The sequence below is a fragment of the Sphingomonas sp. SORGH_AS_0438 genome (assembly GCF_031453475.1).
Taxonomy (GTDB): Bacteria; Pseudomonadota; Alphaproteobacteria; order Sphingomonadales; family Sphingomonadaceae; genus Sphingomonas.
In genome coordinates this window covers 1,646,855-1,660,809 of the sequence record NZ_JAVIZS010000001.1, presented here as the reverse complement: position 1 = coordinate 1,660,809, position 13,955 = coordinate 1,646,855, and the positions used below count along the sequence as shown (strand labels likewise).

Here is a 13,955-nt window from a genome sequence, read left to right as displayed (position 1 = left end):
CGGACCGTCCATCACCCCTTATCGGCCCAACTCCTTCGCGGCGACCGTAGTTCAATTGGTTAGAGCGCCGGCTTGTGATGCCGGAAGTTGCGGGTTCAAGTCCCGTCGGTCGCCCCACCATCTTCAGACATCGCGCAGAGGCTGCCCATGACCAGCAATTGGGGCTTTCCCGATTTCGACGACCATGAAGGCATCCATCTCTTCACCGACCCGGCCTCTGGGCTGAAGGCGGTGGTCGCGATCCACTCCACCAAGCTGGGCCCGGCGGCGGGCGGCGTCCGCTTCTGGCACTATGCCGACAGCGACCGCGCGATCACCGATGCGCTGCGCCTGTCGCGCGGCATGAGCTTCAAGAACGCGATGGCCGGCCTGGAGCTGGGCGGCGGCAAGGGCGTCGTGCTGGCCCCCGAGCCGGGCGCCGTCATCACCACCGAACAGCTCGAAGCCTTTGGCCGGGCGGTCGAATCGCTTGGCGGCCGCTATGTGACCGCCGAGGATGTCGGCATGTCCGAGGCGCGGATGAAGGTCATTGCCGGCCAGACCCGCTATGTTTCCGGCCTGCCGGTCGAAAGCGGCGCGGCGGGCGGCGATCCCGGCCCCTATACCGCCCACGGCGTCTATCTGGGCGTGGTCGCGGCGGCGAAGCGCGGGCTGGGCGCGACCGACATGAAGGGCGTGCGCGTCGCGGTGCAGGGCCTGGGTTCGGTCGGCGGTGGTCTGGCGCGGCTGCTGGCACGCGACGGCGCGGTGCTGACCCTAGCCGATGTGAACGCCGATCGCGCCGAGGCGATGGCGGCGGAACTGGGCGCGACCACCGTGCCGGCCGATGCGATCCTGACCCAGGATGTCGATCTGGTCAGCCCCAACGCGCTGGGCGCCGTGCTGACCGAGACCAGCATCCCGCAGATTCGCGCCAAGGTGATCGCGGGCGGCGCGAACAACCAGTTGGCCGTGCGCGAGGATGGTCAGCGCGTCCATGATCGCGGCATCCTCTACGCACCGGACTATGTCATCAACGCCGGCGGCATCATCAATGTCGGCCTGGAATATCTGGGGCATGGCGACGAGGCCGAGGTGATGGCGCGCATCGCCCGCATCCCGGAGCGGCTGGAGCAGGTCTGGGCCGAAAGCGCTTCCAGCGGCGAGCCGGCGTCCGAGGTTGCCGATCGCATCGCGCGGGGGCTCATCGGTCGCGCCTGATCAGCGCTGACCGGATCGGTCAGAAATTCGTCCATTTCTGACGGGAAAGATAATTGACTGCCTAGGCAACCTTTGCCACGGCAACCGCATGAACCTGTACGAAGATGATGAGTCGTTTCGGCCGAACACTTCGATCGGTTATCTGATCCGGCGCATCCATGTGATGGGCGGGCAGCTGATCGAACCGATCTTCGCGCGCGAAGGGATCACCGCCACGCAATGGTCGTCGCTGGCGATGATCCTCATGACCGATGCCAATACCTGCGTCGCGCTGGCGCGGGACATGGGGTATGACAAGGGTGCGATGACCCGCGTCGTCGACCAGCTGGAGGAGCGCGGCCTGCTCCGCCGCGCACGCGACGATGGCGACCGTCGCCAGATCAACCTTTCCCTGACCCCGGAGGGGCGCGAGATCGCGCTCCGCTGCAAGCGACAGGTCCAGCAATGCTGGAACGCAGTCCTTGCCGAATGGGACCGCGAGGAGCTCGAAGGGCTGATCGGTGGATTGCAGCGCCTGAAGGCGACGTTCGAAAATGCCGTGAACGAGGGAGGCTGCGCATGAGCCGGGCTGTCTGGGCGATGGGCACGCTCGCCGTGCTGCTCGCCGGTTGCGCCGCCCCCGCGACGCATCAGTCGGTGACGCCGGTCGCGCCGGTGCAGATGGGACTGGCGGGTGGACCCGCTCCCTATATCGACCAGGCCTGGTGGCGGAGCTTCGGTGACCCACAGCTCGACCGGCTCGTCGCGGATGCGACCGGCGGTAATCCGTCGCTCGCCACCGCGCTGGCGCGGGTCCGGCAGGCACAGGCGGGGCTGGAGCGGCAGCAGGCCGAGCGCAACCTGGACGTCAGCGCCGATCTGTCGCCGCAGGTGCAGCGCCTGTCGGGCCGCTACATCATTCCGCCCCCCTATGGCGGCAGCGTCCGCTTCGTCGGCACCGGCGTCGCCAATCTCAGCTACAATCTCGACCTGTTCGGGCGGCAGCAGGCCGCGATCCTGGAGGCGCGGCAAAGCGCCCAGGCCGCGCGCTACGACGTGGCGGCGGCGCGGCTGGCGATCGCGGGATCGGTGGTCCAGACCTATCTCGACCTGGTCCGCGCCGATGCGCAGGCGGCGATCGCCCGCGCGACGATCACCGAGCGCGAACGCTCGCTGCGGCTGGTCGAGTCGCAGGTCCGCAACCAGCTGGCCAGCAAGGTGCAGTCGACGGCGGCGGCCACGCTGCTCGCCCAGGCGCGCGAGGCGCTGACGGCGGCGGAAGGATCGCGGGCCTTGGCGGTCAACGCGCTGGCGGCGCTGGCGGGGCGGGGGGGCGAGTATGCCGCCGGCATCGGTCCGACCGCTGCCCGGCTCGACGCCGGCCTGCCGGTGCCGACCGTGCTGCCCGCCGATCTGCTCGCCCGCCGGCCCGATATCGCGGCGGCGCAGGCGCGGATCGCGGCGGCGGCGGCGGGGCAGCAGGTCGCGCGGCGGGCCTATTACCCCAATGTCAACCTGACGGCGCTCGCCGGGCTCCAGGCGATCGGCATCGGCAATCTCTTCTCGCTCGATGCCGGCACCGCCGGGGGCGGTGGCGCGATCCACCTGCCGATCTTCGAGGGCGGTCGGTTGCGCGCCGGACTGGAGACCGCGACCGCGCAGGTCGACCTCGCCAATGCCGCCTATAACGAGCGGGTGGTCGGCGCGGTGCGCGAGGCGGCCGATGCGCTGGCCCTCTCCACCAACCTCCAGGCCCAGCGCCAGCGTGCCGAGCAGGTAGTGCGCGGCTTCGCGGAGACCGGGCGGCTCAACGCCGTGCGCGTGTCCAGCGGCCTCAACTCGCAACTCGATCTGGTCGACAATGACGTGCGCCTGCTCGACGCCCGCCTGACCGCCACCAACCTCGCCGCCGAAGCGGCCCGCCAGCGCGTGGCGCTGGTGCTGGCGCTGGGCGGCGGCTTCTCCGCCGAAAGTGTCCAGCCATGACCGACAACCGTGCCGACTCCGCAGAGCAGGCCGCACCGCAGACCACGCCCGCGCCCCGGGGCAATCCGGGCGGGCGGCGCAGGGCACTGCTGATCCTGGGCGTGATCGTCCTGATCGGCGTGATCGTCTGGGCGGTGTTCCACTTCCTGCTCGCCAAGCCGGAGGAGGAGACCGACGACGCCTATGTCGCGGGCGACGTGGTGGCGATCACCGCGCGCGATCCGGGCCAGGTGACCGCGATCCATGCCGACAATACCCAGATGGTGAAGGCCGGCCAGCCGCTGATCGACCTCGACCCGGCGACCGCCGATGTCGGCCTCGCCTCGGCCGAGGCGGAGCTGGCGCGCGCGGTGCGTTCCACCCGCGCCACCTTCTCACGCCTGTCGGAAACGGGGGCACAGGTGGTGCAGGCGCGAGCCGAGCTGGCACGGGCGAGCGACGATTACCGCCGCCGCCGGGGTGCGGCGGCCGAGGGCGCGATCTCGGGCGAGGAACTGGCCCATGCCGCCGATGCGGTGAAGGTGGCGCGCGCCAATCTGCAACTGGCGCTCAGCCAGCAGACCCAGTCGCGCACCGCCGTGCAGGGCACCGAGGTGAACACCAACCCGGCGGTGCTGGCGGCGGCGGCGGCCTATCGCCGCGCGGCGATCACGGCGAGCCACATGCATGTCGCCGCCCCGATCGACGGCGTGGTGGCGCAGCGCACGGTGCAGCTGGGCCAGCAGGTCGCGGCAGGCACGCCGATGATGGCGGTGGTGCCGCTCGACCGGCTGTGGGTCGACGCCAACTTCCGCGAGACCCAGCTCAAGGACCTGCGCATCGGCCAGCCGGCCACCGTGGTCAGCGACGTCTACGGCGATGACGTGGTCTATCACGGCAAGGTGATCGGCGTCGGTGCGGGCAGCGGCAACGCCTTCGCGCTGCTGCCGCCGCAGAATGCCAGCGGCAACTGGATCAAGATCGTGCAGCGCGTGCCGGTGCGCATCGCGCTCGACCCGCGCGAGCTGCGCGCCAATCCCTTGCGCGTCGGGCTGTCGGTGGCCGCCACGGTCGATACCGCCAGCAAGTCGGGCCAGCGGCTGGGCCTGCCGGCGGCGCAGGCATACGGCGCGACGGCGAAGGACGCCAACGATCCGGCGGTCGAGGCGCGTATCCGCCAGATCATCGCGGCGAACCGCTGATGGCCGGCCCGGCCCCGGCGGCCGGCGAGGGGCCGCCCCCGCTCGCCGGCGGCAAGCTGGCGGTGATCGCGATCGCGCTGGCGGTCGGCACCTTCATGCAGGTGCTCGACTCCACCATCGCCAACGTGTCGCTGCCGACGATCGCCGGCAATCTCGGCGTGTCGAGCGACAATTCGACCTGGGTCATCACCGCCTTCGCGGTGGCCAACGGCATCGGCGTGCCGCTGACCGGCTTCCTGATGGGGCGGTTCGGCGTGGTGCGGACCTTCTGCCTGTCGGTGCTGCTGTTCACCATCGCCTCCTTCCTGTGCGGCATCGCCTGGAACCTGTCGTCGCTGATCTTCTTCCGCGTGCTGCAAGGCGCGGTGTCGGGGCCGATGATGCCGGGCAGCCAGGCGCTGCTGATCTCGATCTTCGCGGCCGACCGGCGGTCCACCGCGCTCGGCATCTGGTCGATGACGACGCTGGTCGCGCCGATCATGGGCCCGATCCTGGGCGGCTACATCTCCGACAATTATCACTGGAGCTGGATCTTCCTGATCAACGTGCCCTTCGGTCTGATCTGCGCGTCGTTGTGCTGGCGCGGGCTGAAGGATCGCGAGACGCCGACCCGCAAGCTGCCGATCGACAAGGTCGGGCTGTTCCTGCTCGTGCTGTGGGTCGGGTCGCTGCAATGCATGTTGGACCTGGGCAAGAATGACGACTGGTTCCAGTCGCCGCGCATCGTCGTGTTCGGCGTCATCGCGGTGGTCGGTGCGATCGCCTGGATCATCTGGGAGATGACGGACGCCAATCCGATCGTCGACCTGTCGCTGTTCAAGAGCCGCAACTTCACGATCGGCGCAGTCGCCTTCTGCCTCGGCTATGCGGTGTTCTTCGCCAACACGCTGCTGCTGCCGCTGTGGCTGCAGACGCAGATCGGCTATACCGCGACCTGGGCCGGATTGGTCGCGGCGCCGAGCGGCGTGGTCGCGGTGCTGCTGACGCCCTTCGTCGCGCGGATGTCGGGCAAGATCGATGCGCGCTGGCTGGCGACCGTCGCGTTCGTGTCCTTCGCCGCCTCCTATTGGATGCGCTCGCTGCTGACCGCCAATGCCAGTTTCGGGCAGATCATGCTGCCGGTGCTAGTGCAGGGGGTGGCGATGAGCACCTTCTTCCTGGCGATGCTCACCATCTCGCTCGACCGCATCCCGGCGCAGCGATTGCCGTCCGCGACCGGCCTGTCGAACTTCACCCGCATCGTCGCCGGGTCGTTCGCCGCCTCGATCATCACCACCGCCTGGGACCGGCGCGAGGCGCTGCACCAGAGCCGGCTGTCCGAGGCGATCGGGCAGGGGGTGCCGTGGCAGATGGCGCGCGACGGCCTCGCCAAGCTGGGGCTGAACGAGACGCAGGCGGCCGCCGCGGTGACGCGGCAGATGGTGGGGCAGGCCTATCTGCTGGCCTCGACCGACCTGTTCCGCCTGTCCGCCTGGCTGTGCGCGGTGATGATCCCGATCGTATGGTTCACGCGCCGCCCGAACGCGCCCTCCGGCCCGATCGCGGCGGATTGAGCCGGAGCCGATACCGATCAGGCTTGACCATTGTCATCGCCCGGATTGGTCCCCGCCGCTTGATCGCGGGGGCCGGTTCCGCCGGGACAGAGGAATGCGGCCTTTCCCATATCGACGAGGACATAGGCTGTCCTCGAAGCCGGGCCCGGAACGTCGTGCGGTGCCGGTCGCTATAGCCCCATGAGCGTTCAGGCTCGCGGAGATATGTGATGGCGGATAGCAGGATGGCGACCCTTTACCGTATGGTGCTGCCCGAACATACCTGTCCGTTCGGCGTCCGTGCCAAGCAGATGCTGGAGGGGGCGGGCTTCACCGTCGACGATCGACTTCTCCAGTCGCGTGAGGAGGTCGATGCCTTCAAGGCGGAACAGGACGTCGCCACCACGCCGCAGATATTCATCGATGGCGAGCGGATCGGCGGTAGCGACGATCTCGAACGCTATCTTGGGCAGGCTTGAGCCGATGGCGCGGCCCGACCCCCTTGCATCCGGTGGCCTTCCGCGCTTGGCGGCGTTGGCGACGGTCGGTGTGGTGCTCGGCGCGAGCGCGCTTGTCGGGCGACGTAACGCGCCCGATCCCTCGCATCCCGGCATCCGCCGCTGGTATCGGCGGTTGGACAAGCCCGGCTATACGCCGCCCGACGCGGCCTTCGGCGCGGTCTGGCCCGTGCTCGAAACCGGCCTCGCAATCGGTGGCTATCGTCTGTTGCGACATCCGACCGGGCGCGCTCGCAATGCGGCGATCGGCCTGTGGCTGGCCAATAGCGCGATGGTGGGCGGCTGGACCCAGCTCTTCTTCCGCCAGAAGCGGCTTGGCGCCAGCGCGGCCGCTTCTGGCGCGATGGTCGCCACCGGGGCGGCCTATGTCATGGCCGCCGCGAAGGTCGACCGGCCGGCCGCCGCCATGGGCGTTCCCTTTGTCGCCTGGCTGGGGTTTGCCACGTTGCTCGCCGAGCGGATATGGCGCGACAATCAACCGGACGACTCCTGAAACCACCGGGTGTCCGATACGGCCGGTCGGCGGAAGGCGCGGGCAGGATGCCCGATACGCGATGTCGTCGGCGGGGGAGGTGCCCCCGGTGCCGGAGATGGCATTCCGGGGCGGGCCTGCCCGTCAGCCGGCCACGTCGACCGCTTGGGCAATGGTGATGCTCGGCCGCGCCACAGCCAGATCGCGCGCGGCGATGCCGAACGCCTTGAAATGGTCCGACGCCATGTGCGCCTGGACGGCGGCGTCGTCGACATAAAGTTCGTTGAAGACGAACCGTCGTTCACCGTCCTTCTCGCGCCACAGGTCGTAGTAGAGCACACCCGGCTCGGCCCGAGAGGCGGCGATGCAGGTCTGTGCCGCCGCGACGAACGCTTCCTCCCGACCTGGCTTGACGCTGACGAATGCGACGATCTTTACCGACATGATAGTCTCCCGTTTCCCGGACGCGCCATATGGGGTCCGCATCTATTTCGCCCGAATAGGCCGACCGTCATCGGACATGTAGCCAGACCGACATCGCAGCCTAGCGTAAAGCCTTCTCGAAGCCAGACATTCAAGCGACGGCATGATCGGCGACGCGGCGTTCCGAGGTCAGCGGGTTTCCGGCGAGATTCGCCTCTCACATGCGCAGGGGGGCGGTATAGCCGGTCAGTTCCAGATAGCCTCTCCCGCCGTTGGTCCGGACCGCGCCCTCCCAATATACGGGCTGTCCGGCGGCGCGGGCATCGACCTCCTGGTCGGCGAACACCGGCCGAAGCAGGAAGGCGCGGATGCCCTCGGGCAAGCGTATCCGCAACAGCTGCGCGACGGGATAGCGCGCGCCCGTGCGCGCCGACCGCCAGGTCGCCCTGGGCGAGAAGGCGACATCCCGAGGCGACAGCCGGGTGATGCGCCCGTCGGGGCGGCGATAGGAGCCGCCCGACCAGAGCACCCCGCCACCCTTGCGGCGGATGCGGAACGCCATCAGCGCCGCGCCATCGTCAAGATTGAGCCCGGTCCAGTCCCAGCCGGCGGCATCGGTGGCGAGATAGTCCGACGACCATTCGCGGTCGAGCCAGGCCTCCCCGCTCAGGCGTTCGCGCCGGCCGGCGCGGACCAGCGTCCCCGACGCGGCGAGGTGCGGCATCGAATAATAATAGCTCGCCTGTGCCGGCTTCGGACCCTTGCGGCTGTACCCGTTCTCCCCCTGCGCGAGCGGCGGCTGGGTGGGGCGGAAGCTGAGGTCCAGCGTAAAGTCGCGACCACCCACCCGGCTGGTGAAGCGTCCGTCACGAAGCCGGCGGAAGGTCCAGCCGTTCAGTCGTACGTCGGCGTCACCGGTCGCCGCGCCCGCCAGACCGAAACCCGCACGGGCGGCGCGCTCGGCATGGAGGATATGTCCGATCCGTGAGTCCGACAGCGCGGCATGAGCGAAGATGACCTGGCGGGCGGCGAAGCGACTGGGGTTGTCGGTGGCGGCATGCGGATTGACGCGGAAGAAGGTGATCTGGAAGCCGATATCGCGGCCGTCCTCACCCTTCAGCCAGCCGGTGACGTACCACCATTCGGTCCGGAATGCGGGATGCGCGCCGTGATCCGCGGGGAAGGACAGCCGGATGCCGGGGCGTACCACGGGGTAGGGGGAGGGTGCCGCCAGTCCCGCAGCCGCGACCAGCGCGAGAAACGCACGCATCACCAATCCTCCCGAACGGCAGCGACGGCATCCGCGGCGGTCGCCCGTCGGCCGGCCAGCATCGCCGTCAACGCCGCGGCGACGGTCAGTGCCACCGTCACTCCCGCGATCGTTGCGAACGGCCAGATCGTCGTCATCGTCCAGTTGAACGACTGCGGATTGACGACATGGATCAACACCTGGCCCAGCAGCGCACCGAGCGCGACCCCCGCCACCGCGCCGATCAGCCCGAGCAGCGCGCCCTCGCTCGCGAGCATCGCGGTCACCTGTCCTCGGGTCAGGCCGAGATGGCGGAGCATGCCAAACTCCTTCGATCGTGCGATCGTCTGGGCGGACATCGTCGCCGCGACCCCGGCGAGGCCGACGAGGATCGCCACTGCCTCCAGTCCATAGGTGATGGCGAAGCTCCTGTCGAAAAGCTGCAGGGCGAAGCGGCGGAGCGTGGCGGGTTCCGCCACCGATATGCCCGGCGGTAGCGTCGCCGCCACGGCGCGGCGTACGGTCGCGGGATCCGCGCCGGGCGCGAGGGTGATCGCCGCCTCGTCACGCCCGCGGTCCCCCGTCAGTCGGACATAGTCGACATCACGGATCACCACCGCCCCCTGCTGTCGGGCATAGTCGCGCCACACGCCGGCGACCACGAAGCGGGTCGATCGCCCTCCGACCGGGAGCATGACCGAGCGGCCGGGGGACCAGCCATAGAGGCGGGCGGCCGGTTCCGACGTCCAGATCGGCGTCGCGCCGGCGGGAACCTTCGCCTCCTCCAGCAGCACGAGCAGCGGGTCCTCCACGTCACCATGGACCGGCCGGGCGATGAGCGTGACCGGTGGACGATCCGCAACGATCGTCAGCGGCAGTTGTCGGCTGAACGCCGCGCGCCGGACCCCGGCAACGGCGGCGATCCGGCGCTGCGTCGCGGGGTCGAGATCGCCGCTTTCGGCGCGCAGGTAGAGATCGGCCGACAGGACCTGGCCCAGCCAGCCGTCGACGGCACCGCGAAAGCTGGTCACCATCGTCGCCATCGCGATCATCAGCGCGGTGGATGCGACGATGCCGCACAGCGCGATCGCCGCCTGGCCCGGCGCGCCCTGGACGTGGCGGATGGCCAGCAATCGGGGGACCGACGCGATCTCGCGTCCCCGCCATGGCGCGAGCAGCCACCGCACCAGCCACGGCACGCCGGCAATACCGCCCGCCAGCAGAAGCGCCATGCTGGCGAAGCCGAACAGGGGAAGGCCGCCGACCGCCGGCAGGAGCGCCGCGCCGCCGCCGGCGATGAGCAGCACCAACGCCGGCCGCCACGGCACCGGCGCTCGCGGATCGAGTATGTCGCCGGCATTCTTCAACGCCGCCGCAGGGGCCGCGCGCGCCGCCGACCGCGCCGGCAGGACGCTGCCGAGAAGCGCGGCCGCCACGCCAAGGGCGAAGAAGGTCGCGGCAGCGACCGGCTGGAACACGATGTGCGCCGCGCCGCCACCGAAATAGCCGCCGCCCAGGTCGCCGCCGAGCAGCCGCAGCGCTGCCACCGCCATGGCATAGCCGGCCGCGAGGCCCAGGGCCGCGCCGACGATACCGATGATGGCCCCCTCCAGCGCCACGGCGGCGACGATGCCGGCGCGGGGCAGTCCGAGGGTCCGCACCAGTGCGAAGGCGCGCAGCCGGCGGGTCACCGACAGCGTCTGGGCCGAGAAGACCAGGAAGCCCCCGGTGAGGAGCGCGACGAGCGCGAGCATGTCGAGATTGACGCGATAGGCGCGGCTGAGCGCATCGCCCTGCCGTGCCTGGCTTTCGCCCGATCGGATGGTCGCGTCCGCGCCGAGGAGTTCGGGCAGGGCACGTTCCGCGACCGCGCGGTCGCCCAGCTTCAGGTCGAGCCGGTCGATCCGACCGAGCCGGCCGAAGCGCCACTGAGCCGCCGCGATGTCGATCGTGCCCAGCGCCTGGCCCGCCGGGGTGGCGGGAAGGGTGCCGGCGACCCTGAGGCGGGCGGTGCGGCCATTGGCCTTGACGGCAACGCGGTCGCCGACGCGGGCACCGACCGCCGCCAGCGCCGCGCGTGACAGGTACAGGCCATCCTCGGCGAAGATGTCATCGCTCCGGGCGTCCGGCCCGGCGGGCCGCGCGCCGACCAGGCTGGGCGTCACCGCGCCGGCGCGGATCACGTCGACACCGAGCAGGGTGAAGCGGCCGTTGCGCGCGCGCGCGGGCAGGGTGATGACGGGGCTCGCATCGGCGACGCCGGGTGCGGTGGCGACGCGCGGGTAAAGCCGCTCGTCGAAGCCGAGCGGGGTGCGGGCGCTGACCTGGAGGTCGGCGGCGCCGTTCACGCCGGTCACCGCTGCCTCGAACGAGGCGAGCGCCGATCCGTTGACGAGGTGGACGGCGAAGCCGAGCACCACGCCGACGGCGATCGCCAGCGCAGTGGCGGCGAAGCGGCCTGGATGCGACCGCCACTCGCCCAGCACCAGCCAGGCCAGTGCGAGGCGCGAGCGGAACAGTCCTGCCTCAGCCATGCGCTGGCATCGGCACCTGTTCGACCAGGCCATCCGCGGTCAGCCGGAGCACCCGGTCGGCGATGGCGGCGGTGGCGGCGGAATGCGTGACGATCACCGCCGCCGCCCCGCGCGAGCGTACTGCGCCCGCGAAGAGGTGCAGCACGCGGGTGGCGGTGTCGGGATCGAGGTTCCCCGTCGGCTCGTCGGCGAGGATGACGGCCGGGCGGTGGACCAGCGCGCGGGCGATCGCCACCCGCTGCAACTCGCCGCCCGACAGGTCGCGCGCATAGTCGCGGCCGCGATCTGCGAGCCCGACCTCGGTCAGCATCTCACCCGCGCGGGACCGCGCCGCGGCCCCATCGGAAGAGATCAGCGCGAGTGGCAGGGCCACATTCTGTTCGAGGGTGAGATAGGGCAGGATGTGGAAGGCCTGGAACACGAAGCCGATGCGTTCCCGTCGCAACCGGGTGCGGGCCGCCTCAGAGAGGGGGGCGAGCGATGTCCCCTCGATCAGCACCTCGCCCGCATCGGCGTCGTCGAGGCCGGCGAGGATGTTGAGCAGCGTCGACTTGCCGACGCCGGAGTCCCCGGTGATCGACACCAGTTCACCCGGCGACACCGACATGGCCAGATCGTGAAAGAGCCGGCGGTCGCGACCGACCGTCTTCGCCAATGCCCGTGTCTCGATCGCCTGCATCGTCACGGAACGGTTTGGTGACGCCTTCGGTCCAGGATGATCGTACGCGGTCAATCAAGAGTGTCGATCCCGATCGGCGGATCGCCGCGACCGCAGGCACGGCGCGCCATCATCCAGGCGTTCGGCGGTCAGAGTTTGGCGCCGGCTCGTACCGCGAGGGCGATGCCCGCCCAGTCGACATCCGGCCCCTCCGTCGCGATCACCGTGCGGAGATGGTCGCGAACGATTCCGAGCAGCGGCATCGACGCGCCGAACGTGGTGGCGGCGGCATCGACCAGGGTCATGTCCTTCAGCCCCAAAGGTGCCGCGAAGCCGGCGGGCCTGAACCGGTCCTCGACCAGGATTTCGCCATAGGTCTGATAGACCGGCGCGCCCAACAGCGTTCCCGTCAGCACCTCCAACAGGGTGCGGCGATCGACGCCGCCTTTTTCCGCCAGGGTCATCGCCTCGGCCATGGCCTCCACCGCCGCCATGATCATGAAGTTGCCGCTGAGCTTGACCAGGTTCGCGGCGGACGGCGTGTCGCCGATCCGGAAAATGCGCTGACCGATTGCATCAAGGATCGGCTCGCAGCGGTCCAGCGCCGCCGCCGGCCCCGCAGCGACGACGAACAGCGTACCAGCCGCCGCCGCCGGCGGGCGGCCAAAGACCGGGGCCGAGACATATCCGCCCGTGCCGCTTTCCGCGGCCAGTCGATCGGCGAGCGCGACGCTGATCGTGCTGTGCCCGATATGGAGCGCTGGAGCCCCGGCAATGCCGCCTTCGCCGAACACCGTGTCGACCACCGCCTGGTCATCGGCGAGCATGGTCATCACCACATCGCCCTGGGCGGCGTCGATCGGTCGCTCGGCGCGGGTCGCACCGGCTTCGACAAGCGCATCGGCTTTCGCCGCCGACCGGTTCCAGACCGTTACCGCATGGCCGGCCTTGAGCAGATTGGCCGCCATGGCGCTGCCCATCTGGCCCAGCCCGATGAAGCCGATCTTCATGCGCCTTCCTCCCTATAGCTGTCGAACTCCGCCGCACGACCGGGATGCCTGCCCGGCGCGATCGCTGCGCAAGGGGACGTCATCACCGGTTGACGCTTGCCATCGTCGCGGCGGGATAGCGCATGCCGCTCGCCGCGCCGGGTGGCAGGACAGCGTCGATCCGCGCCAGCTCGGCCGCCTGCAACTCCACGTCGATCGCGCCGAGATTGTCCTCCAGATAGGTGCGCCTTTTGGTGCCGGGAATCGGCACGATGTCCTCACCCTGCGCAAGCACCCAGGCGAGCGCGAGCTGTGCGGGCGTGCATCCCTTGTCGGCGGCCATGGTCTTGATCTCGCGGACGAGATCGAGATTGCGCTGGAACGCCTCGCCCTGGAAGCGGGGATGATTGCGCCGGGTGTCATCGGCGGCCAGATTGTCCGGTGCCCTGATCTGCCCCGTCAGGAACCCGCGTCCGAGCGGGCTATAGGGCACGAAGCCGATGCCGAGTTCCCGTACCAGCGGCAGGATCGTGTCTTCCGGGTCGCGCGTCCACAGGGAATATTCCGTCTGCAAGGCGGTGATCGGGTGCACGGCATGCGCGCGGCGGATCGTATCCGGTGCCGCTTCCGACAGGCCGAGATACTTGACCTTGCCGGCGGTGACGAGCTCGGCCATCGCGCCGACGGTTTCCTCGATCGGCACGTCCGGGTCGACGCGGTGCTGGTAATAGAGGTCGATGATGTCGAGGCCGGTGCGCTTCAGGCTGGCATCGCAGGCCTGGCGAACATAATCCGGCCGGCCGTTAATACCGCGCGCGTCGCCATCGGGGCTGCGGACGATGCCGAACTTGGTCGCGACCACCACCCATTCGCGTCGTTCGCGCACCACGCGTCCGACCAGCTCCTCATTGGCGCCGACGCCGTACATGTCGGCCGTGTCCAGAAAGGTGATCCCGCGATCGAGCGCAAGGTTGATCGTGGCGATCGACTCCGCCTCATCGCGGCCGGCATAGAAATCGGACATGCCCATGCAGCCAAGCCCCATGGTCGAAACTTCCAGGCCCTGCCGGCCGAGCTTGCGGGTCTTCATGCCATATCTCCGATCTGATCGCTGCCTGCTCAATGGTCGGGGCGGCCGGCAGTTGCCGCCGGCGGTGCAGTGAAGACGTTCGCGGCTGAAATTCCGACGTTTTCCGGCGGTGTGGCTGGCGGCGATGATCGGATGGCGGCGCCG

13 protein-coding genes and 1 tRNA gene are annotated in these 13,955 nt (G+C 69.8%); 8 read left to right on the top strand and 6 right to left on the bottom strand.

The features are described from left to right. Nucleotides 1-40 precede the first annotated feature (40 nt). From QE452_RS07665 to QE452_RS07630, 8 genes are all read left to right on the top strand, one after another. Nucleotides 41-117: transfer RNA gene (locus QE452_RS07665), tRNA-His, on the top strand. A 30-nt stretch (nucleotides 118-147) separates the two neighbouring features. Further along, complete coding sequence (locus tag QE452_RS07660) at nucleotides 148-1,200, top strand: Glu/Leu/Phe/Val dehydrogenase dimerization domain-containing protein (RefSeq protein ID WP_309658823.1); 1,053 nt, start codon at nucleotides 148-150, stop codon at nucleotides 1,198-1,200. A gap of 88 nt (nucleotides 1,201-1,288) precedes the next feature. Beyond that, complete coding sequence (locus QE452_RS07655; RefSeq protein ID WP_309658824.1) at nucleotides 1,289-1,762, top strand: MarR family transcriptional regulator; 474 nt, start codon at nucleotides 1,289-1,291, stop codon at nucleotides 1,760-1,762. Then, nucleotides 1,759-3,165: an efflux transporter outer membrane subunit gene (locus QE452_RS07650; RefSeq protein WP_309658825.1), complete on the top strand. Its 1,407-nt coding sequence runs from the start codon at nucleotides 1,759-1,761 to the stop codon at nucleotides 3,163-3,165. The genes QE452_RS07655 and QE452_RS07650 overlap by 4 nt, the downstream gene beginning before the upstream one ends. Beyond that, the gene (locus QE452_RS07645; protein WP_309658826.1) at nucleotides 3,162-4,346 is read left to right on the top strand and encodes an efflux RND transporter periplasmic adaptor subunit; all 1,185 of its coding nucleotides are present in this window, start codon (nucleotides 3,162-3,164) and stop codon (nucleotides 4,344-4,346) included. The genes QE452_RS07650 and QE452_RS07645 overlap by 4 nt, the downstream gene beginning before the upstream one ends. After that, nucleotides 4,346-5,899, top strand: coding sequence for a DHA2 family efflux MFS transporter permease subunit (locus QE452_RS07640; protein WP_309658827.1), 1,554 nt, complete (start codon nucleotides 4,346-4,348; stop codon nucleotides 5,897-5,899). The genes QE452_RS07645 and QE452_RS07640 overlap by 1 nt, the downstream gene beginning before the upstream one ends. A gap of 224 nt (nucleotides 5,900-6,123) precedes the next feature. Further along, on the top strand, nucleotides 6,124-6,357 hold the full coding sequence (locus QE452_RS07635) for a glutaredoxin domain-containing protein (RefSeq protein ID WP_309658828.1): 234 nt from the start codon (nucleotides 6,124-6,126) through the stop codon (nucleotides 6,355-6,357). A 4-nt stretch (nucleotides 6,358-6,361) separates the two neighbouring features. Then, on the top strand, nucleotides 6,362-6,889 hold the full coding sequence (locus QE452_RS07630) for a TspO/MBR family protein (protein ID WP_309658829.1): 528 nt from the start codon (nucleotides 6,362-6,364) through the stop codon (nucleotides 6,887-6,889). Nucleotides 6,890-7,012: 123 nt separating this feature from the next. Here QE452_RS07630 and QE452_RS07625 read toward each other — a convergent pair whose 3' ends face one another. From QE452_RS07625 to QE452_RS07600, 6 genes are all read right to left on the bottom strand, one after another. Continuing rightward, nucleotides 7,013-7,312 carry a putative quinol monooxygenase gene (locus QE452_RS07625; protein ID WP_309658830.1) on the bottom strand — a complete coding sequence of 100 codons (300 nt, stop codon included), beginning with the start codon at nucleotides 7,310-7,312 and terminating at the stop codon, nucleotides 7,013-7,015. Between the two features lie 196 nt (nucleotides 7,313-7,508). Continuing rightward, nucleotides 7,509-8,561: a carotenoid 1,2-hydratase gene (locus tag QE452_RS07620; RefSeq protein ID WP_309658831.1), complete on the bottom strand. Its 1,053-nt coding sequence runs from the start codon at nucleotides 8,559-8,561 to the stop codon at nucleotides 7,509-7,511. Beyond that, nucleotides 8,561-11,074, bottom strand: a complete 2,514-nt coding sequence (locus QE452_RS07615; RefSeq protein WP_309658832.1) for an FtsX-like permease family protein — start codon at nucleotides 11,072-11,074, stop codon at nucleotides 8,561-8,563. The genes QE452_RS07620 and QE452_RS07615 overlap by 1 nt, the downstream gene beginning before the upstream one ends. After that, the gene (locus tag QE452_RS07610; RefSeq protein ID WP_309659086.1) at nucleotides 11,067-11,753 is read right to left on the bottom strand and encodes an ABC transporter ATP-binding protein; all 687 of its coding nucleotides are present in this window, start codon (nucleotides 11,751-11,753) and stop codon (nucleotides 11,067-11,069) included. Before QE452_RS07610 ends, QE452_RS07615 begins: the two co-directional genes overlap by 8 nt. A 128-nt stretch (nucleotides 11,754-11,881) precedes the next feature. Then, nucleotides 11,882-12,742 carry an NAD(P)-dependent oxidoreductase gene (locus QE452_RS07605; RefSeq protein WP_309658833.1) on the bottom strand — a complete coding sequence of 287 codons (861 nt, stop codon included), beginning with the start codon at nucleotides 12,740-12,742 and terminating at the stop codon, nucleotides 11,882-11,884. 82 nt (nucleotides 12,743-12,824) lie between these two features. Beyond that, a complete protein-coding gene (locus tag QE452_RS07600) occupies nucleotides 12,825-13,811 on the bottom strand; it encodes an aldo/keto reductase (protein WP_309658834.1) in 987 nt (328 codons plus the stop codon). Between the last annotated feature and the right edge of the window lie 144 nt (nucleotides 13,812-13,955).

What these genes read in the sequence shown, in the direction of transcription:
- QE452_RS07660 (WP_309658823.1), top strand. Translation starts at nt 148, where the DNA reads ATGACCAGCAATTGGGGCTTTCCCGATTTCGACGACCATGAAGGCATC.
- QE452_RS07610 (WP_309659086.1), bottom strand. Translation starts at nt 11,753, where the DNA reads ATGCAGGCGATCGAGACACGGGCATTGGCGAAGACGGTCGGTCGCGAC.
- QE452_RS07650 (WP_309658825.1), top strand. Translation starts at nt 1,759, where the DNA reads ATGAGCCGGGCTGTCTGGGCGATGGGCACGCTCGCCGTGCTGCTCGCC.
- QE452_RS07600 (WP_309658834.1), bottom strand. Translation starts at nt 13,811, where the DNA reads ATGAAGACCCGCAAGCTCGGCCGGCAGGGCCTGGAAGTTTCGACCATG.
- QE452_RS07620 (WP_309658831.1), bottom strand. Translation starts at nt 8,561, where the DNA reads ATGCGTGCGTTTCTCGCGCTGGTCGCGGCTGCGGGACTGGCGGCACCC.
- QE452_RS07605 (WP_309658833.1), bottom strand. Translation starts at nt 12,742, where the DNA reads ATGAAGATCGGCTTCATCGGGCTGGGCCAGATGGGCAGCGCCATGGCG.
- QE452_RS07635 (WP_309658828.1), top strand. Translation starts at nt 6,124, where the DNA reads ATGGCGACCCTTTACCGTATGGTGCTGCCCGAACATACCTGTCCGTTC.
- QE452_RS07625 (WP_309658830.1), bottom strand. Translation starts at nt 7,312, where the DNA reads ATGTCGGTAAAGATCGTCGCATTCGTCAGCGTCAAGCCAGGTCGGGAG.
- QE452_RS07615 (WP_309658832.1), bottom strand. Translation starts at nt 11,074, where the DNA reads ATGGCTGAGGCAGGACTGTTCCGCTCGCGCCTCGCACTGGCCTGGCTG.
- QE452_RS07655 (WP_309658824.1), top strand. Translation starts at nt 1,289, where the DNA reads ATGAACCTGTACGAAGATGATGAGTCGTTTCGGCCGAACACTTCGATC.
- QE452_RS07645 (WP_309658826.1), top strand. Translation starts at nt 3,162, where the DNA reads ATGACCGACAACCGTGCCGACTCCGCAGAGCAGGCCGCACCGCAGACC.
- QE452_RS07630 (WP_309658829.1), top strand. Translation starts at nt 6,362, where the DNA reads ATGGCGCGGCCCGACCCCCTTGCATCCGGTGGCCTTCCGCGCTTGGCG.
- QE452_RS07640 (WP_309658827.1), top strand. Translation starts at nt 4,346, where the DNA reads ATGGCCGGCCCGGCCCCGGCGGCCGGCGAGGGGCCGCCCCCGCTCGCC.